At 62.8% G+C, this 23129-nt stretch carries 18 protein-coding genes; 3 read left to right on the forward strand and 15 right to left on the reverse strand.

Translation table 11 applies throughout. From position 1 onward, the window contains the following. Positions 1 to 6: 6 nt before the first annotated feature. From LPW11_RS03830 to LPW11_RS03865, 8 genes are all read right to left on the reverse strand, one after another. Positions 7 to 1770 carry a methyl-accepting chemotaxis protein gene (locus LPW11_RS03830; protein ID WP_230996809.1) on the reverse strand — a complete coding sequence of 588 codons (1764 nt, stop codon included), beginning with the start codon at positions 1768 to 1770 and terminating at the stop codon, positions 7 to 9. 320 nt (positions 1771 to 2090) lie between these two features. Further along, positions 2091 to 2567 (reverse strand): cytochrome P460 family protein, encoded by a 477-nt coding sequence (locus LPW11_RS03835; RefSeq protein ID WP_230996810.1) that lies wholly within the window; start codon positions 2565 to 2567, stop codon positions 2091 to 2093. A gap of 106 nt (positions 2568 to 2673) precedes the next feature. Next, positions 2674 to 3318, reverse strand: coding sequence for a metal-dependent transcriptional regulator (locus LPW11_RS03840; protein WP_230996811.1), 645 nt, complete (start codon positions 3316 to 3318; stop codon positions 2674 to 2676). A gap of 34 nt (positions 3319 to 3352) precedes the next feature. Beyond that, positions 3353 to 3538, reverse strand: coding sequence for a hypothetical protein (locus tag LPW11_RS03845; protein ID WP_230996812.1), 186 nt, complete (start codon positions 3536 to 3538; stop codon positions 3353 to 3355). Positions 3539 to 3599: 61 nt separating this feature from the next. Beyond that, positions 3600 to 5591 (reverse strand): ferrous iron transport protein B, encoded by a 1992-nt coding sequence (gene feoB / locus LPW11_RS03850; protein ID WP_230996813.1) that lies wholly within the window; start codon positions 5589 to 5591, stop codon positions 3600 to 3602. A gap of 146 nt (positions 5592 to 5737) precedes the next feature. After that, a complete protein-coding gene (locus LPW11_RS03855) occupies positions 5738 to 6169 on the reverse strand; it encodes a Fur family transcriptional regulator (protein ID WP_230996814.1) in 432 nt (143 codons plus the stop codon). A 223-nt stretch (positions 6170 to 6392) separates the two neighbouring features. Next, positions 6393 to 8291, reverse strand: coding sequence for a hybrid sensor histidine kinase/response regulator (locus tag LPW11_RS03860; protein WP_230996815.1), 1899 nt, complete (start codon positions 8289 to 8291; stop codon positions 6393 to 6395). Between the two features lie 211 nt (positions 8292 to 8502). Next, positions 8503 to 9186 (reverse strand): FKBP-type peptidyl-prolyl cis-trans isomerase, encoded by a 684-nt coding sequence (locus tag LPW11_RS03865; RefSeq protein ID WP_230996816.1) that lies wholly within the window; start codon positions 9184 to 9186, stop codon positions 8503 to 8505. Between the two features lie 232 nt (positions 9187 to 9418). Here LPW11_RS03865 and LPW11_RS03870 point away from each other — a divergent pair, with 232 nt between their 5' ends. The 3 genes from LPW11_RS03870 (at position 9419) to ahcY (ending at position 13480) form a co-directional block, all read left to right on the forward strand. Beyond that, positions 9419 to 11002 carry a putative bifunctional diguanylate cyclase/phosphodiesterase gene (locus tag LPW11_RS03870; protein ID WP_230996817.1) on the forward strand — a complete coding sequence of 528 codons (1584 nt, stop codon included), beginning with the start codon at positions 9419 to 9421 and terminating at the stop codon, positions 11000 to 11002. Positions 11003 to 11124: 122 nt separating this feature from the next. Next, positions 11125 to 12078 carry an ArsR/SmtB family transcription factor gene (locus tag LPW11_RS03875; RefSeq protein WP_230996818.1) on the forward strand — a complete coding sequence of 318 codons (954 nt, stop codon included), beginning with the start codon at positions 11125 to 11127 and terminating at the stop codon, positions 12076 to 12078. Between the two features lie 4 nt (positions 12079 to 12082). Continuing rightward, positions 12083 to 13480 carry an adenosylhomocysteinase gene (gene ahcY, locus LPW11_RS03880; protein ID WP_230996819.1) on the forward strand — a complete coding sequence of 466 codons (1398 nt, stop codon included), beginning with the start codon at positions 12083 to 12085 and terminating at the stop codon, positions 13478 to 13480. A 270-nt stretch (positions 13481 to 13750) separates the two neighbouring features. Here the strand turns inward: ahcY and LPW11_RS03885 are convergent, their stop codons facing one another. From LPW11_RS03885 to LPW11_RS03915, 7 genes are all read right to left on the reverse strand, one after another. After that, a complete protein-coding gene (locus LPW11_RS03885) occupies positions 13751 to 14824 on the reverse strand; it encodes a mannose-1-phosphate guanylyltransferase (protein WP_230996820.1) in 1074 nt (357 codons plus the stop codon). A 162-nt stretch (positions 14825 to 14986) separates the two neighbouring features. Continuing rightward, entirely contained in the window at positions 14987 to 15352 is a 366-nt protein-coding gene (locus LPW11_RS03890; protein ID WP_230996821.1) for a cupin domain-containing protein, read from the reverse strand. 209 nt (positions 15353 to 15561) lie between these two features. After that, entirely contained in the window at positions 15562 to 16392 is an 831-nt protein-coding gene (rfbD, locus tag LPW11_RS03895; protein ID WP_230996822.1) for a dTDP-4-dehydrorhamnose reductase, read from the reverse strand. A gap of 203 nt (positions 16393 to 16595) precedes the next feature. Next, on the reverse strand, positions 16596 to 17672 hold the full coding sequence (gene rfbB / locus LPW11_RS03900) for a dTDP-glucose 4,6-dehydratase (protein WP_230996823.1): 1077 nt from the start codon (positions 17670 to 17672) through the stop codon (positions 16596 to 16598). Positions 17673 to 17854: 182 nt separating this feature from the next. Next, the gene (locus LPW11_RS03905; protein WP_230996824.1) at positions 17855 to 20086 is read right to left on the reverse strand and encodes an LPS-assembly protein LptD; all 2232 of its coding nucleotides are present in this window, start codon (positions 20084 to 20086) and stop codon (positions 17855 to 17857) included. Positions 20087 to 20088: 2 nt separating this feature from the next. Continuing rightward, a complete protein-coding gene (locus tag LPW11_RS03910) occupies positions 20089 to 21363 on the reverse strand; it encodes a bifunctional folylpolyglutamate synthase/dihydrofolate synthase (RefSeq protein ID WP_230996825.1) in 1275 nt (424 codons plus the stop codon). 56 nt (positions 21364 to 21419) lie between these two features. After that, on the reverse strand, positions 21420 to 22955 hold the full coding sequence (locus LPW11_RS03915) for a sensor histidine kinase (protein ID WP_230996826.1): 1536 nt from the start codon (positions 22953 to 22955) through the stop codon (positions 21420 to 21422). Between the last annotated feature and the right edge of the window lie 174 nt (positions 22956 to 23129).

Below are 23129 nucleotides of genomic sequence, written 5' to 3' on the forward strand. Positions count from 1 at the left end.
TCCTCGCTAAAAAAGCTCCACGTTGTCGCCGTATTCGCCATCGCCTTCGGCCGTTTCCAGACCCGCACCGTCGAAGAGTGCCTGGTGCACCTGGCGCTCGCTGTTCATGGTGTAGCGCCGGGCGATCTCCTCGAAGTCGATGCTCCCCCCGGTGCCGGGCGCGACCGTGCGCGCCTCCTCTATGACCGCGGAAAGCTCCGCCAGCGCCCCCTCCAGCACCTCGGAGACCTTGCGGTGCACCGTGATCCCCGCGGTGGTGCGGTCGATGTCCTCGGTGAGCTCGGCGACGGAGGCATCCATCCCGTGCACCGAGCGGTCCAGCGTCTCCTTCACCGACCGGAGCGTGTGCAGGAGCTCGCCGAAAGTCGATACCATCCCCTGCACCTTCCCCTCCAGATCGCCGGCATCCTCCCCTTGCGCACCGAAGAGGATCTCGGTGGAGCGGGTGATCGCCTGCAGCGTGCGGGAGACCTCTCCGGTCTGGTCGATGGCGTCGACGGAGAGCCGCTGGATCGCCTCGGCGAGAACTCCGAGCGCCGCCCCGTCTTCCCCTGTGTAGGCGGACTTTATCTGGGAGTTGAGGGCGATGAGCTTTATCTCCTCGCCGACCGTCTCGATCTGCCCCACAAACGCCGCGATGTCCCCCACGGTGTCGGAAACGGAAGCCATGGCGCTGCAGAGGGTACGGTTCGCCTCGAGGCTCTCGGTGAGCGCCGCGGTGATGGTGCCGAGATCCTTCTCCATTTCCTGGAAAAAGCTCTTTCCCGCCTGGTCGCTGACACCGGAGATCTTCGCGGTCTCCCGCAGGAGGTGCGACTGTTTCTGGGCGATCTCCTGGAGGTTCGCCACAATGAGGCGCACCGCCTGGGTCAGCGCACTCTCCGCGTGGCGCAGCTGCGCCGCCTGGAGCTCGCAGACGATCGCGACCTCCTCCGCGCCGGTCTGACGGGAGGCGCACCCTCCCTGCAGCTCCACCAGCGACTCCTCCACGTGCTCTATCTGCTGGCGCACGATGTCGTGGGTCTGCATCGACATGACGATCTCCCCGAGGTTCCGGGTCAATTCGTCGCAGGAAGCGGTAACCTCCGTGATCGCCGCACCGCAGCGCTCGCGGATCTCCGAAAGCGCCTCGAGGCTCCCCCTCGTCTTCGCCAGGAGGCCGATGACGAGATCGTGCTGCCGCTCGCCGGTCTGCACGACGCGTAGGAGTGTCTGCTCTATGATCTTCGCGAGCTCGTCCTTTCGTCCGACGATGATCCCCGCCTTCTCGCTCACCTGGACCGAGAGGGTCTCAACGTCGTTTGCCAGGGTGTCGAAGCCCGCGGCGCTGTTACCTAAGCGGGCGCTTTCGATCTTCGTGGAGATGCCGAGCATTCTCAGCACCTTGTTTATCTTCTTGAATCCCGCCAGCGGGGCGGAAACCTTCTCCAGGAGCCCGAGGATCTCCTTCAGCGCGGCCGAGTTCCTCCCGGTCTCCTCCTGGGTGCGGCTCACATACTCCGCCATCTCGTCCAGGACTCCCCGGAAGAGCTCTACCGCCCCGGTCACCGTCTCGCCGGCCCCCTCGCGGACCATCTCCTCGCCCGCAGAGCCGATCCCGGTGCTGCGCATGTAGAAGTCCTGCAGCTTCCCCCCGATCGACAGGAACTCGTCCTCGGTGGTGGAGGCGACGAGCTTGAGCTCCGCCCCTATCGCCTCGAGCCTCCTGGACCAGGCATCACATAGCCCCGAGAGCTCTTCTTGCGAGGGTGTTGATATATCGCTTTCCATCTTCGATTCCTCTGGAGGTTTCAGCAGTTACGTCCGGGACGACACCCACGGCGGAGGTCTTCCGGTTCCCGTATTGAGGTATCTATCGACAGGGAGCGGGATATCTGTAGGATTTTTTTTGGAGACTGTATGAGGTGCAGGAGCGACTAAATTAGCTATGGCTAATTTCACTAGCAGTGGGGAAATGATTCAGTCGGACCAGTCGGACCAGTCAGACTAGTCAGACCCGTCGGACCAGTCCGAGAGTCTGAAAAACGGTGGACACAAAAAAAGGCGCCCCTCCGTGAAAGGGCGCCCCTAAAAGCTGTGGCCTGCTGCCGCTACTTGAAATCTGCGTACTTCGAGATGACGAGGTCTGTCCCCTTCGCGGTCTGCAGATGGCACTCGTAGCAGTTCTTCACCGGATCAATCCCGGACGGCGCGCCTTCGGCGGTGAATCCTGCAAACTGCCAGCCGCCGGTCTCCTTGAAGCGCTTGTCCTTTTTCATCAGGACGATCATCTTCTTTTTCCCCTGGGCCGGCTTGCCACCCTCGTCCTTGATCCCGTACTGCACCACCACAAAGGCGCTCCCTTCCGGGTAGGTGCCGGAGCCGGCCTTGTATGTCGCCATCGCCTTCGGGTTCACGTAGGTGTAGTGGATGCCGTAAAAGAGGGACTTCTTGTCGTTCACGATCTGCTGGCGGCTCTTCTCCCACTTCTCGTACCCTTTCGGGAGAGCGGCCTTCGGTGCGGCCATGGAAGTAACAGGGGCCAACGCGCACACCCCCAGCACGAGGGCGAGTAGCATCTTCTTCATCATTTCCTCCTGTAGAGACGTTGAAAACCGTCTGTAAAAATAGCGCATGTCGCGCCAAAGTCCATTTGCAATACTCCCCCGGCTCGTGCGGCCGGGGAGGAACCCGCTACTTCCTGACGAAGATCTCGCGCGCCATGGCGCTGTCGATGGCGAACTCGGAGTACCCTACCCTGAAGACGTAGGAGGGGAAGGACTGCACGAGGACGATGCGGTTTCCCGGGAGGACCCCCATCGCCATCAGCTTTTGCATCTTCTTGCTGTCGTCGGTCTGGATATAGGCGATGTCGCCTTCCTCGGCGCATTTGAGCTCCGTCAGCGGTACCACACCGAGATCACCCGCCTTGCGCGCCTCTTCACAGCAGGCACCCGGAGGGATCGGCTTGCCGTGCGGGCAGGTCGTCGGGTGGTTCAGCATGGTGCACACCTTCGTGTCCACCCCCTCGTTCAGGAGGTGCTCGAACTGGCATGCCTTGTCGTCGCCGCTTTGCCCGTGGATGCCGAAGATATCCATCATCAGCCGCTCCGCGAGGCGGTGGCGCCTGATGGTGGTGCGCCCCTCCTCTCTCCCGGTGCGCGTAAAGAAGAGGCGGGCGTCCTTCACCTCTATCAGCCCGTTTGTGAGGAGCTCCGCTACACCGTCGTCCTGCGGCTCCAGCTTCAACGTGGAGAGGAGCGCATGTCCGTGCCCCTCTTCCACCGCCTCGATCCACAAGGACTCCAGAATCTCCTCAGCGTGGTCCGTCAATTTCATACTATCTCCCGTACCGATACGTCGAGGCCCAGCCTCACTTCGGCGTTCCCCCGCGCCTGAAAAGCTTCTTCACCGTCTTTATCATCTTCGGCTCCGGAGGATTCTCATAGTTGCAGCGCGGGCACTTTATCATCTTGCACCCTGAAGACATGGGGCAGCTGCTGCACCCCTGGTTTCCTTCTTCTTCCCTGAATTCGTAGCCGCAAAAACCGCAGCGCATATATCCTTCCAGTTGCCCCCTCCGATCGGGTTTCGAGCCGGAGCAGGGAGCGTTAAGCCTTCTACAGTATTCCCGTCGCCAGGAGCACCTGGTTTAAAACCCAGCCGCTGCCAAAGGCGAAGGTCGAGACAAAGAGCCCGATGGATAAGGAGACCTTCCACCCGCGCTCTTTTTTCATGATCAGAAACTGCGCGACGCACGGGATGAAGAGGGTCAGCGTCACCGCGGCGACCGTGAGCTGCCGCGGATTGAGAATCCCCTTCGTCTGCAGGTCGTAGAGCCCCGCCGCACCGTAGTCGCGCCGGAAGAACCCGAAGATGAAGGAAACTGCGGTCTCCTTCGGGAGCCCCAGCGCCCCCATCACCGGTGTCATGGCGTCGACCATCTTCTCGAAGAAGTGCGTGATCTTCCCGAGCCACAGCAGCACCGAGGCGACGATGAAGAGGGGGAGGATCTCCATGAAGTACCACTGCATGCGGCTCACCGTCTTCGTGAGGACGTTGGACCACTGCGGGAGCCTCATGGGGGGGAGCTCCATGTAGAACATCGGCGTCTCCCCGGGGAGAACCCGTGCGGCCAGGAGCCCCACCAGGAGGAAGATCAGGAGGAGGCACCCGAGCCACACGGCGAGCGCCCCCGGCGCCTTCGAGAGGAGCGCCAGGATGACCCCGAGCTGCGCCGAGCAGGGGATGGCCAGCGCCAGGAGGAGGGTGGCGATGACCCGCTCACGCACAGTCTCCAGCGTGCGCGTCACCATCGTGGCCATGGTGTCGCAGCCAAAGCCGAGGACCATCGGTATGACGGCGCGCCCGGTGAGACCGACCTTCTTGAAGATGCGGTCGACTAAAAGCGCGAGGCGCGGGAAGTAGCCGCTATCCTCCAGCATGGAGAAGAAGAGGAAGAAGGTGGCCACGATCGGCAGGATGATCCCTACCGCATAGCGCATGCCGAGGGTGATGACCCCGTACTCCCCGACGAAAAGCTCCCGGATGATTTCCCAAGGGATCAGGTTGTTCACCACCCCGGTGATCCACGGGTTGAACCACTCCTCGAATACCTTCCCTTCCAGGAGATCGACCAGTGTTCCCGCCCCGAACTCGCCGACGAACTTGTAAAGACCGTAGTAAAGGACAACTATGAGGAGCGGCACTCCGGTAATCGGCCGAAGGGTCAGGCGCGACAGCCTCTCCGACCAGGTTACCGGCCGGACCGCCGGCACCCGGAAGGTGCCGTCGAGGACCTTCTGCACGATCGCCTTCCGCTCCAGGGAAAGGTCGAGATGGAAAGAGTCCCGGCGCTTGAAGCGCTTCTCGCGCACGCACGCCTCCAGCGTGCCGTAGCGGTCCCCCTCCAACTTTGCCACCAGCTCGGCGACTTCCGTGTCCCCCTGCAGGAGAAGGAGCGCCATCGCCTTCCGCGAGAGGATGTACTCACCCCTGAGGAGCTCGGTGATCTCCGCGAGGTCTTCCTCCAGCTCCGGGGCGTAGCGCGGCACGGGGGCCGTCACCGGATGCACGGAGGCGATCGCCGCGCGGATCTCGGAGAGGCCCACCTTCTTCGCGGTCGCCGCCCCGATCACCGGGATGCCGAGGCGCCGGGAGAGCTCGGGGATGTCGATCTCCAGTCCGAGGCGCGCCGCCTCGTCCATGATGTTCACCACCAGCACGAGGGGGAGTTCCGCCTCGATGAGCTGCAGGGTCATGGGGAGCATGCGCTCCAGGTTGCGCGCGTCGAGGACGTGGATCACCAGGTGCGGGCGCTCGTTCAGGAGGATCTCGCGGGCGACCCGCTCCTCCTCCGTGATCGGCAGGATGGAGTACATCCCCGGTGTGTCGATGACCTCGTACTGGACCCCGTCTATGACCGCGTTGCCGCGCGCCACCTCCACCGAGGTGCCGGGGTAGTTCGACACGGTGACATAGGCGCCGGTGAGGGCGTTAAAGAGAACGCTCTTCCCGACGTTGGGGTTGCCGACCAGCGCTACCTTCCTGGCACCGCTGGCGGCGACGCTAACAGTCTCGTGACAGGATGCTTTCTTCTTGAATATGGACATCTTGGGGGAGACCCTTCTTGCCTGGCGGCAAAGTCAATTGGAATTCAATTTCAAGGTGGAGTGACGATCGGTGCCGTCGCGGACGCAACGGGAGGGGGAGGGACCCTTGCGGGCGCGCCGGCTTTCCCCCGGGAGAGGAGCGCCGCCTACTTGCGGCAGGCGCCGCACAGACCGTACAGCTCGAGCCTGTGCCTCTCGATGAGGAATCCCCGGTTCGCTGCGACCTCTGCCTGCAGCTTCTCGATTCCCTCGTTTTCGAACTCTTCGATGGAGCCGCACCTGGTGCAGACGAGGTGATCGTGATGCTCCCCTTCCCCCACGTGCTCGTACCGGGTCTGGCCGTCGCCAAACTGCATCTCCCGGGCGATCCCCGACTCGGCAAAGAGCTTCAGGGTGCGGTAGACGGTGGCGTAGCCGATGTTCGGGTGCTTCGCGCGCAGCTTCAGGTAGAGCTCCTCGATGCTCATGTGGCGGTCGGAGGAGAGGAAGCAGTCGAGGATCAGGTCCCGCTGCCGGGTGGACTTCAGGCCCCGCTGAGCGATGAAGTCGGCGAATGCTTTTTTCTTTGCCCGTTTCATTAAAGCTCCAATTGAAAGTGGAAATCATAATATAAAGTGCATGCCTGCCTGTCAATCGCTTTTTTTGAAAATGAAAGGAGATGGCGTAAACGTCAATTCGCGGCTGAAGGGGTACCGGCGGGGGTGAGGATGGTGGAAGGTTGGGAGGAGCGGCGGGATTTTTCGGCGATCCTGCGGCGCGGGTGCCGGGAACGCTCCGCTTATCCCGCCCTACATTATTGCATTAATCGTCCAGAAGCTGGCGCACCCGCTTTATGAGCTGGGTCGGCATCACCGGCTTCGCGATGAAGTTTGGGCCTACATGGTCGCCGTCTTCGTAGATGTCCGCGGCATAGCCGCTGGTAAAGAGGACCTTCACCTCCGGCCTGATGCGCGCGATGTCGCGAAAGGCGTCGCGCCCGCTCTTCTTCGGCATGATGGCGTCGATGAAAACAAGGTCTATCCCCTCCGGATTTTCCAGGAACTTCTGCACCGCATCGACCCCGTCTACCGCCTCGATAATCCGGTAGCCGAAGTTCTCCAGGAGCTGACGATTCATCTGCCTCGTCGCCTCGTCGTCCTCCACCAAGAGGATCGTCTCGCTCCCCCTCGGCAGCACCTCTCTCGGCTCGGCCGCTTCCTCCTCATGGGCTTGGGTCCGGGTCATCGGCAGGTAGATCTGGAAGGTCGTCCCCCTGCCCGGCTCGCTGTAGCAGTTGATGAACCCCCCGTGCTGCTTGATGATGCCGTAGGTGATGGAGAGACCGAGCCCTGTCCCCTTCCCCACTTCCTTCGTGGTGAAGAAGGGCTCGAAGATGCGCTGTCTCGTTGCCTCGTCCATCCCGGTCCCGTTATCGCTGAAGAGAAGGGAGGCGTAACTGCCGGGGGTGCCGTAGCCGTGGGCGTGGACGAACGCCTGGTCGAGCCGGACGCGTGAGGTCTGCAGCCGGATCGCGCCGCCGGAAGGGAGGGCATCGCGGGCGTTCGTCACCAGATTCACCACGACCTGCTCCAGCTGCCCCGCGTTCCCGATGATGTTGAGCGGCGAGCCGTCGGTGTCCCAGCGAAAATCGACGTCCTCCCGCATGAGCTGCACCAGGAGATTTTCCACCTTGGCGATGACCTGGTTCAGGTCGACAGGCTCGGTCTGGGACGGCTTTTTGCGGCTGAATGCGAGAAGCGACTGGGTGAGGGTGGCGGCCCGCTCGGTTGCCTCCAGTATCTGCTGGAGATGCGGCCCGATCGCCTCCCCCGACTCGAGCTTCATCGACATGATCGTCGCATGCCCCATGATGGCGGTGAGGATGTTGTTGAAGTCGTGGGCGATCCCGCCGGAGAGGGTGCCGAGCGCTTCCATCTTCTGGGCATGGTGCAGCTGGCTTTCCAGGTTTTTGCGGTAGGTGATGTCGGTTCCCACGGAGGAGGCGCCGGTCACCCGTCCCTGCTCGTCGAGGATCGGGGAGATCGTTACCAGCATGTGGATGTGGGCTCCCTCCTTCGTCACCCGTAGCGTTTCAAGGTGCTCCACATGCTCGCCGCGCCGGACACCTGCCATTATCTCTTCCAGCTCCTCCCGCTGTTCCTGCGGCACCAGGAGCCGGACGGAAGCTCCGACCACCTCTTCCCGGCCGTAGCCGTAGATTCTCTCCGCCCCCCTGTTCCAGCTGGTGATCGTCCCCTCCATGTCGAAGCTTATGATGGCGTCGTCGGAGGACTCCACGATCGCGGCGAGCTGCTGCAGTTGCCCGTGCGTCTTCGCGAGCTTCGCGCGCTCCACCGCGCTGCGCACCGCGAGAGGGAGGCAGGCGAGATGCCGCTCCGACTTGTGCAGGAAGAGGTCGGCGCCTTCGCGGAGAGCCTCGTTCGCCACCTCCTCGCCCCCTGCAGCGGTACAGATCAGCACCGGGCACCCCGGCAGGCGCGACTTCACCCTCCGCAGCACCTCGATGCCGCTCGACCACTTCAGCCGGTACTCGCTGATGACGAGATCGAAACTCCTTTCCTCCAGGGCGCCGAAGAACTCGCGCTCCGTCGTCACCCGCTGCATGGTGACCCCTTCGAAGCTTTTCCGGATCTCCCTGGTGATCCACTCCCAGTTGTCGGCGGTGTCATCGACGAGAAGTATGGTGAGGTAGGTGCTCATCAGCGTCTTCCTTTACCGGTATTGGCTCGCGGCCACTCTGATGTCTATATTTTCACTTCCGGCATAGGAAAAGCAACGCCGTAGAGGAGTTGCGCGGAGGGACGGAAAAAGAAGATCCACGGACGCCAAACAAAAGAGGGCCGCAGCTCGCGCCACGGCCCACCCTTTTTCCTTATTTCATCTCGCCGGCTTTGCCGACGAGCCCTGGCTGCTACTTCGACGGAGCAGAGGGCGCTGCAGCACCCTTCACCTCGAGGAGCTCGACCTCGAAGGCGAGGGTCGAGCCGGGAAGGATCATCTCTCCGGCACCGGCATCACCATAGGCGAGGTCAGGAGGGCACACAAGCTTCGCCTTCCCTCCGACCTTCATCTTCTGCACACCTTCGGTCCAGCACTTGATGACGCCGTTCAGCGGGAACTCGGCCGGGGTCCCCCTCTTGTAGGAGCTGTCGAACTCCTTGCCGTCGATGAGCGTGCCGCGGTAGTTCACCTTCACGGTGTCGGTCGCCTTCGGGCTCGGGCCGTTTCCTTCCTTGATGGGGATATACACGAGCCCCGACTCCGTCTTAACCGCGCCCTTCTCCTTTGCTGCCTTTGCCAGATATTCCTTCCCGGCCGCAGACTGCTTCTCCCCTGCCGCCTTGCGCCGCGACTGGGCGAGCGCCTGCAGCTTCTCGGTGTAGGGGGCCGGGTCGAACTGCGCTTTCTTGTCGACGATGGAATCCTTCAGCCCCTGCTGCACGAGGTCGTATTCGGAGGGAGTAAGCTCGAAGACCGCAAGGGAGCGGGAAATGAGAGCGCCGAGGGCGTAGAAAGTCTTCTGCTCCTCGGTCTTCGGTTCAGTGGCGGCAAAGGCGGAGGTGGACATGATGAGAACCAGGGCAATACAGATCATTCGACGCATCTTTTTGTTCCTTTCGCTGGCTTTAGATTTGGACAAAAGTGCCCCCATTGTAGCAAAGCTTCATGAGGGTGCAAGCAATTTGAGCCTCATATTGGCAAAGATCCCATTTCCCCCGTCCCATAGACTATAATTAACTCAGCAATCCGCCACTTTATCCGACCGTTGCACCGCTGCCCCTTTACGGAACAGCGGCCAGAAGGGCTTGCATGCAGGCGGGAACGGGATGATTTTCGGCAAGACCTCTCCAGCAGCTCGCTGTTTCAGCCGCCTTACCCCAGCAAAAATCACCGCGGCGTACCTTATCTGCAGTTCGCTCTGGCTCATGCTGGTGCATACCATGATCAGGCGGACACTCTACCCTCGACCGCTCTGGGGGTGGGTATCGCTCCTGGTAGACGCCCTCGGGGTCCTGTGCACCGCCATCATCGTCTACTACCTCTGCGACCGGCTGGACGCACGCCATGTGGCGACAGAGAAGCGGATACGGGAGCAGGCCTCCCGCGACGGGCTGACCGGCCTTTACAACAGGCAGGCATTCGACGAGCTCCTGCTGCAGTCCGTCGAGCACGCGAGGCGCCACCAGGAAGCTGTCGCCGTACTCTTTCTCGACCTGGACCGCTTCAAGAGCATCAACGACACCCACGGGCACCTGGCCGGCGACGAGGTCCTTCGGGAGACCGCACGACGCCTCACCGCCTGCTGCGGCAGGGTCGGCGACGATGTGGTGGCGCGGCTGGGAGGAGACGAGTTCGTCATGATCCTGCGCGCGCCGGAAATGCCGGAGGCTCCGCGCATAGTGGCGGAGCGGGTTCTCGCTGCCATCGAACATCCCTTCCACGCACAGGGGAAGGAGCTGAACACCTCCGCGAGCCTCGGGATCTCCCTCTACCCTGTGGACAGCGAGGACGCGACGCAGCTCGTGAAGATGGCGGACGAGGCGCTCTACCAGGCAAAACAGGAAGGGCGCGGGCGCTTCTGCTTCTACAGCGGGTCGTGGCAGGAGAGGATGCACGAAAGGATGCGCCTGGAGCACGGGCTGCGGCGCGCCATCATGAACGACGAGCTTTACCTTCTGTACCAGCCGAAACTGGACACGAGCAGGATGAACGTCGTCGGCGTGGAGGCGCTCCTGCGCTGGCGCCACCCGTTCCTCGGCGAGGTCTCGGCGGGGAGCTTCATAACCCTTGCGGAGCAGTCGGGGCTCATATGGCAGCTGACGCAGTGGGTGCTGAAGGAAGCGTGCCGCCAGGCGGCGCTCTGGTTTCGCGAGGAGGGACTCGATCTCAATGTGGCGGTGAACGTCTCCCCCATTCTCTTCGGGCATCATGACCTGGTCGGGATGATCGAGAAGATTCTCCAGGACAGCGGCCTGCCGCCGGACCGGCTCACCCTGGAGATCACCGAGGGGACCCTCATGCACTACGAGGAGCAGGCGCTCGCCATGCTCGACAAGTTCGGCCGTATGGGGATAAGCATCCATATGGACGACTTCGGCACCGGCTACTCGTCGCTGGCGTCCCTCAAGAACTACCACTTCCAGGCGCTGAAGATCGACCGCTCCCTCGTGCGCGACGTGGTGGCCTCCTCCGATGATGCGGCGATCGCCACCACCATCATGTTCATGGCCAAATGCCTCAACATGGAGGCGATCGCGGAAGGGGTCGAATCGCAGGCGCAGAAGGATTTTCTCGACTCCATCGACTGCCGGCACATGCAGGGGTACTTTTTCGCCCGCCCCCTGAGCGCCGAAGCGGCCACTGCCTTTGTACGACGCTACAACCGGAAGGATCCGGAGGGGCGTGGCTAGCCGCTGGTCCCCTCCACTCTCCCGAAACTTTCTAAAGAGTTTCGCCTTGCCACCGAAGAGTCACCATGGTATATCAAGAAAAGTTGATTTAACCCACCACAATTTCTTGATACTCTCTCACTATGCTCGATCTTCTAAAATCATTGGCCGACCCCTGCCGGCTTCGCCTCGTGGCGGTGCTGCTGGCGGGGGAATATACGGTGCAGGAACTGACCCGCATCATGGGGATGGGGCAGTCCCGCATCTCCAGGCACCTGAAGATCCTCGCCGAGGCCGGGGTCCTCTCGGTGAAGCGCCAGGGGACCTGGAGCTACTACCGCGTCGGCGACGAAAACGTTTTCTTTACCGCGATCCGTCCCGCCTTTGAGCGGGAGCTCGAAAAGCTCCCCCAGCGCAATCGCGACCTTGCGGAGCTCGGGAAGGTACTGGAGGAGCGGCGCCAGAAAAGCCTCCTTTTTTTCGACAGGCACGCCCGCCAGTGGGACACCCTGTCCCGCACCCTCCTGCCGGTCCCGGGGTATCACGACCGCCTCCTCTCGCTGATTCCCGCCGACGCGACGGTGGTGGAGATAGGTGTCGGCACAGGCGCTTTCCTGCCGCAACTGGCGAGCCACAGCAGCCGGGTCATCGGCGTGGACCACTCCCCCGCCATGCTGGAGGAGGCGCGGCGGCGCATCGCGGCGGACGGAGTCCCCGGTGTGGAGCTGCGCCTCGGCGAGATGACGCACCTGCCGCTGGAGGATGGCGGCGCCGACTGCGCGGTGGCGAACATGGTGCTGCACCACGCCGCCGACCCGCTGAAGGTGCTCGTGGAGATGGTGCGGGTGACGAGGGCGGGGGGGAGCGTTGTCCTCGCGGACCTGGCACGGCACGAGCGGGAGTGGGTGAGGGAACAGCTGGCAGACCAGTGGCTCGGATTCGAAGAAGAGGAGCTTGTGGGGTGGATGGAGACGGCCGGGCTGGAGAAGGTCCGGATGGAGCATATGGGAGCCGAGGGGCGGGAGGGGGTCCTCCTGGTGCGCGGCATCAAGAGTGGAAGACCGAAAAGGAAGTCATCAAAAAGCAAAGGAGACTAAGACGATGGCAGAGAACGATTACATCGTGAAGGACATGTCCCAGGCAGCCTGGGGACGCAAGGAAATGATCATAGCAGAGACCGAGATGCCCGGTCTCATGGCGATCCGCGAGGAGTACTCGAAGTCCCAGCCGCTCAAGGGCGCGCGCATCGCGGGGTCGTTGCACATGACGATCCAGACCGCCATGCTCATCGAGACACTCACCGCGCTCGGAGCGGAAGTCCGCTGGGCATCGTGCAACATCTTCTCCACCCAGGACCACGCCGCTGCGGCGATCGCCGCGGCCGGGATCCCGGTCTTCGCCCACAAGGGTGAGACGCTGGAGGAGTACTGGAACTACACCCACAAGATCTTCGAGTGGCACGACGGCGGCGCTCCGAACATGATCCTCGACGACGGCGGCGACGCAACGCTCCTGCTGCACCTCGGAAGCGATGCGGAGAAGGATCCCTCCGTGGTGGAAAATCCCACCTGCGAGGAGGAGCAGGTCCTCTTTGCCGCCATCAAGAAGCGCCTCTCCGAGCAGCCGGGGTGGTACTCGAAGACCGCGGCGAGCATCAAGGGGGTCACCGAGGAGACGACGACCGGCGTGCACCGCCTGTACCAGATGCAGGCGAAGGGTACGCTGAAGTTCCCGGCGATCAACGTGAACGACTCCGTGACGAAGTCGAAGTTCGACAACATCTATGGCTGCCGCGAATCGCTCATGGACGGGATCAAGCGGGCAACCGACGTCATGGTGGCCGGCAAGGTGGCCGTCATCTGCGGCTACGGTGACGTCGGCAAAGGGTGCGCCCAGGCGATGCGCGGTCTCCAGGCACAGGTGTGGGTCACCGAGGTAGACCCGATCTGCGCGCTGCAGGCTGCGATGGAAGGGTACAAGGTCGTGACCATGGAGTACGCCGCGGACAAGGCGGACATCTTTGTCACCACCACCGGCAACATCGACGTCATCACCCACGACCACATGAAGGCGATGAAGCACAACGCCATCGTGTGCAACATCGGGCACTTCGACAACGAGATCGAGGTGGCGAAGCTCAAGCAGTACCAGTGGGAGAACATCAAGCCGCAGGTCGACCACATCATCTTCCCGGACGGCAAGAGGATCATCCTGCTCGCGGAAGGGCGACTGGTGAACCTCGGGTGCGCCACCGGCCACCCCTCCTTCGTCATGTCCTCCTCCTTCGCGAACCAGACGCTGGCGCAGATCGAGCTCTTCTGCAACCCGGAGAAGTATCCGATCGGCGTGTACACCCTGCCGAAGGAACTGGACGAGAAGGTCGCAAGGCTGCAGCTGAAGACGCTGGGGGCGATGCTGACCGAACTGACCGACGCACAGGCAGAGTACATCGGCGTGAAGAAGGAAGGGCCGTACAAGTCGAACCACTACCGTTACTAGAAGGTTCGGCGGAAGAATAAAAAAATGCTGGGGGCGGATGCCCCCAGCATTTTTTTTGGCTCTTCCGGCAGTACCGGCAGCAAGGTTTCAAGGGAGCAGGCGAGGCTACGTTCCCCCCTTTGCGAAGGGGGGACAGGGGGGATTTGCTCTTTGTTCGCACCGCGGGAATATTCCAGAACCGCAGTTGCATGGCTCGCCTGAGAGGCGAGTGCCGGGAACGCCTGCGGCTTATCGCCGGCCTACAATGCTACATTGCGGTGAAAGCCCCCCTTACAGCAGATCCGTCCGCCCATTCTTCTCCAGCTCCTCCACCACCTTCTTCACATCCTGCGCGCTATCCTTCGCGCACACGAGAAGCGCATCCGGCGTATCGACCACTACAAGATCCTGCACACCCACAAAGGCGACGACCTTTCCCCTGGCATAGCCAAGGCAGTTCGAGGAGGCAACAGAGACGGTCCCCACTCCTTCGATCACCACGTGCCCCGCTTCGTCCGCCTCCATGACCTCGGGAAGCGCACTCCAGGAGCCGACATCGCTCCAGCCGAAGGACGCGGGGATGACCTGCACCCCGATCGCCCGCTCCATGACGCCGAAGTCGATCGACTCCCCCCTGATCTCGTTGTAGATCTCCGCGATCTGCGGCTTCAGATCGGCGAGTTCCCACACATCACGCTCGAACGCCAGCCGCGCCAGCGACCTCGAGAGCTCCGGCATCAGGGTGCTGATCTGGTCGAGGATCGTGCACGCCTGCCAGATGAACATCCCGCTGTTCCAGAAAAAGCGCCCGGTCTGCAGGAATTCCAGCGCACGTTCCAGCGTCGGCTTCTCCACGAAGCGCACCACGGAGCGCGCCCCCCCACCCTCTTGCGGAAGCGCCTCGATGTAGCCGAAGCCCGTTTCGGGGCGCGTCGGGGTGATGCCGAGGGTCACCAGCACGCCGGTCTGGGCGACCTTCTCCCCTTCCTCCAGGACCTCCCGGAAGCGCTCCTCGTCCAGTATGTAATGATCCGCGGGGAGGACCGCCATGACGCCGTCCGGATCAAAGCGGGCTATGATCGAGGCCGCAAGTCCTATGGCGGGGGCGGTATTGCGCCCTACCGGCTCCTCTATCACATCGACCGGCACCCCTTCCAGGTACTCGAGCTGGGCCCGTGTCTCGGCGGCCTGCAGGGCATTTGTCACCACCAGCACCCGCTGCGGACGCAACGGCAGCACCCGCTCCACGGTGCGCTGCAGCATCGATTTGCCGCCAAAGACCGACATGAGCTGCTTCGGCGTGCTCTTTCTCGAGAGGGGCCAAAAGCGCGTTCCTGAACCACCGGCAAGAATGACTATATACATCTCTGACGTACCTCCTTCAGTGACAAGCGTGCAGCGACAGGGAGAGACCCCCTATCGAAAATGATAACCCCTTTTCCGGCAAAAGAACGGGCGCGTCGTTTATGACGCGCCCGCGTATGGTCGAGGAGCTTTGCCAGCATCTCCCCTTGGCCTGCGATGTCGCTAGTGGCCGGCGTCTACAGCCTTCTCTGTGCGATGGTAGTCGTCCTGCAGACGGACGATGTCGTCCTCGCCGAGGTACTCGCCGCTCTGGACTTCGATGATGACCAGGGGAATCACGCCAGGATTCTCCAGACGGTGCACCGCCCCCATCGGGATGAAGGTCGACTCGTTGATGTTGACGGTGAGTTCCCTGTCGTTGCACGTCACCCGTGCGGTGCCGGATACCACGATCCAGTGCTCGCTCCTGTGGTGGTGCCTCTGCAGGGAAAGTCTTTCTCCCGGCTTTACCTCTATTCTCTTGATCTTGTACCCCTGGTGTTCATCAAGAACCGTATAGGTCCCCCAGGGACGCTCTCCTCGCTCCATTACTGCCTCCGTTTCGATTTTTGGGATCGCCCCCCTCATTCAAGGCATGCAGCGCCAGGCGCCGCCATCAGATCCCTCCTGTAGTGCCGGAGACGCCGGGAGTTCCGGCGTATTGAAAGTCGTCATGATACACGTTCCAGCAGAGGTTGTCGAAGGAAGATGTCACAAAACCCCGTGAAAGCCCCTCCACTTCCTTCAGCGGAAATCCATCACTTCTTGCGCAGTTCCAGGTAGCGCTTCAACGCTTCCTGCCACGGCTGCGCCTGGAAGCCGGTGTCGCGCAGGAGCTTTCCGCAGTCGAGCGTCGAATAAAGCGGCCTGTTCGCCGGCCGGTTCAACTCCACCGTGGTCATCGGCTTCACCGTCACCGAAAGCCCCGCCTCCTTGAAGATCTCTTTGGCAAAGCCGTTCCAGGAGACGAATCCGGCATTCGCCGCATGGTAGGTGCCGGTGCACCCCTTCTCCAGGAGCGCCTTGATGGCGAGGGAGAGGTCGCCGGTCCAGGTCGGCGAGCCGATCTGGTCATCGACCACCGAAAGCTCATCCTTCTCGGCGCCGAGTTTCAGCATCGTCTCCACGAAATTCTTCCCGGCGTGCCCGTAGAGCCACTGGGTCCTCACGATGAGGTGCTGCGGGTTCTTCCTCGCATTCTCCTCCCCGAGGAGCTTCGACTCGCCGTACGCGCTCAGCGGCCCGACCGGATCATCCTCCAGGTACGGGGAGCCCTTTCCGCCGTCAAAGACATAATCGGTGCTCAGCTGCACGAGCTTTGCGCCGATTTCTTCCGTCACGGCCGCCAGATGCCCGACACCGGTGCCGTTCACCGCCATCGCCAGCTCACGTTTCGTCTCGCAGCCGTCCACATCGGTATAGGCGGCGCAGTTTATCACCGCCCGCGGCTTCAGGGTCCGCAGCACTCTCTGCACCGATTCAAGGGAGGTAATGTCGATCTCGCCGACGTCCACCCCCCTGGCGCTGCCACCAAGTACGGCCATCAGCTCCTGCCCAAGCATCCCGTTGGCACCGACGACAAGTATCATCCTCCACCTCCCTCTATGTATTTTATTAAAGATTAGTTTAGTCCCGGCCCCTCTTGCGGGGAGGGATACGGTGGGGGCGGCCCCTAACGAAATCCCCCCTGTCCCCCTTCGCAAGGGGGGAAGGTTAGGCCTTTTTGCAGTGCTTCGTGGCAATGTACCGGCGCTCCCCCCGGAATTCCCTGAAGAACCAGGAACCGAGGGGTCTACTGCTCTCCCACTTCTGCGTACTGCTCCCTGTAGTACTGCCGGTAGGCGCCCGAGACGACCTCAGCGACCCACTCCTGGTGCGACAGGTACCAGTCGATCGTCTCCGCGATGCCGCGCTCGAAGGTATAGGAAGGCTCCCAGCCGAGCTCCCTTTTCAGCTTCGAGGCATCTATGGCGTAGCGCCGGTCGTGTCCCGGGCGGTCCTTCACAAAGCGGATCAGCTTCCTGCTCGTCCCGGGGGTGCGCTTCAGCCGGTCGTCCATGAGATCGCACACGAGGTTCACGATGTCGATGTTTCGCCACTCGTTGTTCCCGCCGATATTGAAGATCTCCCCCGGCTTCCCCCCCTTGAGGACCGTCTCGATCGCCGCCGAATGATCCTTCACGTGGAGCCAGTCGCGCACGTTAAGCCCGTCGCCGTACACCGGAAGAGGCTTTTCCTCCATGATGTTGTGGATCATGAGAGGGATCAGCTTCTCCGGGAAATGGTATGGGCCGTAGTTGTTGGAGCAGCGGGTATTGAGGGTGGGGAGCCCGAAGGTCTCGAAATAGGCACGCACCAGGAGGTCTGCACCTGCCTTGCTCGCGGAATAGGGAGAGTTCGGCGCCAGCGGCGTCTCCTCGGTGAAGTACCCTTCCGCCCCGAGGGAGCCGTAGACCTCGTCGGTGGAAACCTGCAGATAGCGGAAGTTGCGGACTTTACCTGCGTGCTCGCGGCTCGCCTCCAGAAGAATCTGCGTTCCGAGGACGTTCGTGCGCACAAAAATCTCCGGGCCGGTGATGGAGCGGTCCACATGCGACTCCGCCGCAAAGTGGAGCACCGCGTCGATCCGCTCCTCGTCGAGGATGCGCCGCACCAGTTCGCCGTCGCAGACATCGCCGTGCACGAAGCGGTAGTCCGTTTTTTTTTCCACTGCAGTCAGGTTCTTCAGATTTCCGGCGTAGGTAAGGAGGTCGAGGTTGACGACGCGGCAGCCGGGGTTGGCGGGAAGGAAGTGGTTGATGAAATTGGAGCCTATGAACCCGGCGCCGCCGGTGACGAGGATAGAGGTCGGCTGGAACTTACCTGGCAATGGACACCTCCGGAAGTGGCTCCCATGATGGCAACGGAATGATCAAGACGGTCTTAGATACACCGGCGCCGGGAGAAGTGTCAATAGGTCGCGTCGCTCCAGTTTGACACGCACCGCGCCGGGAGGCAAGGAAGGTGCAGCCTGGGAGGGGCGGTCTCCTCCCGCCCCAGGGGGCGCCAGCTCTAGAAAACCTTTCCTCCGCCGACAAGGCCGATCCCGGCGAGCGTGAAGTTCACCATGACCTCCCGGTTCCCGGTGCGATCGATGTAGGCGGTGGTGATGCTCCAGCACTGGCGCCGGTACTCCAGCGCGTAGCGGGACTCCAGGAAACCGCCGCCGTCGAGGGAGTAGCGGGCAAGGACGGTAGCGAAGAAAGGTTTCCCGATGGGGAAGCCGAGGTGCGCCTCGAGGTAGTTGACGTGCTCGCGGGAGTAGCGGTACGCCACCAGCGCCTCCTTCCCCTCGTCCCCCTTCGCCTCCAGGGAGAGATTGCCGGTGGAGAGGTTGTTGTCCACCGGATTGTAGCGGCTGTCCACTGCAAGAGTCACCCGTTCCCACGGCGAGAGGCGTCCCTCCAGCATGAGATCCGTCCAGTGGTGCTTCTCGTCCACGAAGGTGAGGAGATCGCGGCGGTCGCCGCTGAACTGGTACCCCTGGGAGAGGGTGAAGTTCATCAGCTCGCGATACCGGGGGGTGCCGTCGTCGTCGAACCTCTTCGTGGTGAAGACGTTGGAGAGGGCCCAGCCGAGGATACTCTGCCCGACGACCCGGTCGCCGTAGTCGAAGAAGGGGAGATCCTCCTGGTACTTCTGCTGCACGAAGGTGTAGTTCAGCTGCGGCACCAGCAGGTGGCGAAGCGTCCCGCCGTAGATCTTCTCCAGCGGCAGCCCCACGGTAGCGCCGGCATCGGCCTCACCTTCCCCCTCTCCCGTGCTGACGGTGTCGGCACCGAAGGTATGGTAGAAGCGCTGGTGATACCCGCCGTAGAGGGAGAAGTCGACCATCCCCCCGGGCTTTGCATAGTAGGAGAGGCGCGGGTGCAGTTCCACCCTCTCGCCGGTGCCGCCGGACTCGCGCTCGAAGTGAACCGCGCTGGAATCAAGAGAGAAGTACAGCGGCCCGATCCTGTCCCCGGTCCCCACGAAGCTCAGGAGGGGGAGGCGCTGCAGAGTGGTCGTGTTGTCCACCGGGTCGTTTTCGGAGGGCTGCAGACTCTGCACGTAGCGCAGCCCCCCCAGAGCCTCGTAGCGGTCCCAGCGGTGGGAGAGGTAGGCGGAGGACTCGTGCAGCTGCCTGTTGTACTGCCCCGCCGTCTCCCCGAAGTCGCGATAGTAGGCGCGGTCCGAGACGAGGGCGATGTCGGAGGCAAAGGTCGTCCTCGGGGTGAGCATCTCCAGGTGCTTCTGCACCACCTCCCCACGGAAGCGGCGCTCGTTGGTATCGTAGAGGCCGTTGCCAAGGAGCATCCCCTGGCTCCCTTCCTTGCGGATGTAGCGGTACTCGAATCCGGTGCCGACCCCCCTCGCGCTCTGCAGGTCGAGGCCGACCGTCAGGTCCTGGCTCGGGGAGATCGCCCAGTAAAACGGCTGGTAGAAGTACGTCCCCTTCTTGGTGGACCTCCCGAACTTCGGGAAGAGAAGCCCCGAGGAGCGCTCGGTAAGGACCGGGAAAAGGAGGTACGGGGTGTAGAAGAGCGGCACGTCGCCGGCGTAGAACACCGCGTGACGCCCCGTGGCATACTGGTTCAGCGTGACGTCGAGGTCTGTGACCTCGAAGTGCCAGCTCGGATGCTCCCCTTCGCAGGTGGTGAAGGTCCCGCGGTCGAGGTGGTAATCTTCGTCGCCGGTCTTCTGGAGCCGGTCCCCCCTGAGGCGGAAATTCGATTTCTTCACGAAGAGATCGCCGTTTAGAAGCTCGCCCTGACGGCTCAGGAGGTTCAGCCAGATCCTCTGTCCCCTCAGGACATCGTCGCCGCGCTCCAGCCGCACCGATCCCTCGGCGACAGCATCCTGGGAGAGGGTGTTGAAGGTCATGCGGTCGGCAAAGAGGGAGGCGCCGTAGCGCTGCAGCCGCACCGATCCCTTTGCCTCATACGTCTCGGTGGGGAGATCGAAGGAGAGGGAATCGGCGCTCAGCCGCACGACATCGCCGTTCGCCGCGCCGACTCCGGCAGCGCCGGTGGCAGGTGCGGGAGCCGCAGCGCCAGCCGCTGCGGGAGCCACTTCCGCAGCCCCCCGTGCGGGCTCCTCGGCGCGGGCGGAGAGGGCGCAGAGGGGGAGAAGGAGCGTGCAGGCGAGAAGGGCTCGGGAGCCCTTTTTCCTCAGCGGAGTCACGGCCGGGCCGGAAGCGGTCACGGCACCGGGGAGCGGGAGGGCTCCCTTCCATTTCGATTTGAAAGACTTTTTACTGCGCACGGCTACCCCCGGAAAGGCTCGAAGCGGCGGGAGAGGAGAATTCCTCTGGCCTCCCCGACGGTGAAGAGGGAGCCACAGATAACGATAAGATCACCTTCGCGGGCGGTGGCACGCGCCTCGCTGATGCCGTCGGCCACAGAGGAGCAGGCCTGGGCAGCCACCCCCCTTTCCCTGCAGAACTCGGCCAGAATCGCCGGGTCGGAGGCGCGCTCCAGCGCCGGGGCGACGGTGAACACTCCATCCGCCAGCGGCAGCAGCGGCTCCAGCATCCCGATGAGGTCCTTGTCCCCCATGACACCGAGGACCAGGAAAAGGCGGTCCCGCTCCATCTCCCCGAGCGCGTCCGCAAGGGCTGCGGTCCCGGCCGGGTTGTGCGCTCCGTCGAGAAGGACCCTCGGAGGGCCGGGGAAGAGCTCCATGCGCCCCGGCCACACAGCCCCCGCCACACCGCTGTACACCGCCTCCGGAAGGAGGGGGAAACCGAGCTCGGAGAGGAGCTCCGCCGCAGCAACCGCGCAGGCGACGTTGCCGCTCTGGTAGCGGCCCGGGGAGCCGGGGACGATCCCCTCGTACACGCCGTGCAATCCGCGGTAGGTGAGGGTCTTCCCTTCCCATCGCGCATCGAAGGCGTCGGGGGAGAGGTAGAGGGGGGAGCCGGTTACCCTCGCGTGGTCCATGATGATCCGCAGTGCCGCCGGATGCTGGCGCGCGCACACCAGCGGCACACCGCGCCGGCAGATCCCCGCCTTTTCGGCGGCTATCTTGTCGAGGGAGTCGCCGAGGTATTCACGGTGGTCCATCGACACCGGCGTGATGACCGAGAGGATGCTTTGCAGCGCGTTACTCGCGTCGAGGCGCCCCCCCATCCCCACCTCGAAGACGGCGAGATCCGCGTTCTCCTGTGCAAAGTAGAGCGCCGCCATGGCGGTGACTATCTCGAAGAAGGTGCTCCCCTCCGGAGCCGCATCCATGACGGTCTGCGCCAGCCCCGCCACCCGCTCCCGCGCAATCTCCGCGCCGTCGACGCGGATTCGCTCGGTGAAGGAGATGAGATGCGGCGAGGTGAAAAGCCCGGTGCGGTAGCCGTCGGCGCTCATGATGGAGGAGAGGAAAGAGGCTGTAGACCCTTTGCCGTTGGTCCCAGCGACGTGAACGACCCTGTAGGCGTCCTGCGGGTTTCCGAGGCTTTGGAGAAGGCGGGTGATCCTGTCGAGTCCGGGTTTTATGCCGAAGCGCCCGAGGGCGTAGATATGGGCAAGGGTTTCTTCATAGGTCATGACAGCGGGGGATTATAGGTAAAGAGGAGGGAAAAGTCTAGCTAATAGGGGGGCTCTCACATCGCCGCGAGATGCTGCTGATACGGCGTTTTCGGGAGCGCGCCGAGGGTGAAGTAGAAGGTCGCCCCCTTTGCGACTTCCGCCCTTGCCCAGACATCTCCGCCGTGGCGGCGGATCACCCTCTGCACGATGGCGAGCCCGACTCCGTTCCCCTCGAACTCCGAGCTCCGGTGCAGCCTGTGGAACGGTGCGAAGAGCTGCGCCGCCTTCTCCATGTCGAACCCGGCGCCGTTGTCCCGCACGTAGTAGACGGGCCCGAACTCCTGCTCCTCGACCCCGAGCTCGATGGCGGCCACCACCCTCTTCCCGGAGTACTTGTAGGCGTTTCCCAAAAGGTTGGTGAGAACGGTGCGCATGAGGGTCTCGTCCCCCTGCGCCTCGATCCCCGGTGGGATGGTGAAGTTCACCTGGCGCTCCGGATCGATCGTCAGGAGCTCCGCGGCGATCTCCTCCCCCATGGCGGAGAGGTCGAGCCTCTTCACGTTTATGGAGGAGCGGCTGATGCGCGCCAGCTGCAAAAGCTCGTCGATGAGGGCTTCCGCACGCCTGCAGGAAGTGTTTATCCGCTCAAGATAGTCCTGCCCCGCCCTGTCCAGCCGGTCGCCGTAGTCCTCCTGCAGAAGCTGGGCAAAGGAGCAGACGTTGCGGACGGGGGCGCGCAGGTCGTGGGAGACGGAGAAGCTGAAAGCCTCCAGTTCGGCGTTGGCAGCCTCCAGCTCCGTCTTCTGCCGCAGGAGGTCGGCGTTCAGCCAGGAAATCTCCTCGTTCGCCTGCACGTACTGCGCGGTCCTCTCCTCGACCCTGTTCTCCAGATCCTTGGTGAGGCGCGCCACCTCCTCCTCCGCCAGGCGCTTCTCCGTCACGTCGATGCATACCACCGCGAAGGTGCCCGGGCCGGTACAGTAGGCGTGCACCTCGTAGTGCCTTCCGAGGTCGCGGGAGTAGCCGCCGAAGTGCGCGGGACGCCCCGTCCGCACCACGTCAGCGTACATCTCGAGCCAAGCCGATTCGATTTCGGGGAGCACCTCTCGCACAGTCCTTCCCACCACCTGGCAGGACTTGAGGCCGGTGATCTCTTCGTAGCCGGGGTTGAACTGGGCGAACCGGTAGTCGACGGGGTTGCCCGCGTCGTCGTAGATCGCCTCGTACAGCGCGAAACCGTTCTGCATCTTCTCGAAGAGCATCCGGTAGTGAGCCTCGCTTTGCGCCAGCAGCTCGTTCTTGCTGGCTATCATGGCAAAGCCCCTGCGGATCAGAAGGAAAAGGAGGGTGCCGGTGACGGCGAGGAAGAGCCACCCCTTCACGATCTGGAGGCGGGTCAGGAGGGCGTTGTCGTGCACCATGTCGCCCAGCAGCATGTCGGAGAAGAGGATCCAGCCGGCGCCGGCCACGAGGTACCAGACGACGATGACAAGCGCCTGGGTGCGCACCGACTCTTTCTTGACCCTTCTTTCCGGCATGAAAAGATCCTCGTCCACCAGCGCCATCCACTCCGATCTCGGCAGCGGATGGGCCTCTGTTAATCCGCCCATAAACGCACCCCATAGCATAGCGGCACAAAACAGCAACGCAATCAATAAGATGGGTTATCGGAGCGAGTTGCATAATATTTAGTGGAAGGCTCTAATCATGACAAAAAAGAGTTTGAAGGGGTGATTGGTGAGGCAGAAAAGGCAAGCATACGAAATGTTTATATTTTTAGGCAG

It is taken from the genome of Geomonas sp. RF6, assembly GCF_021044625.1.
In the GTDB taxonomy this organism is placed as follows: domain Bacteria; phylum Desulfobacterota; class Desulfuromonadia; order Geobacterales; family Geobacteraceae; genus RF6.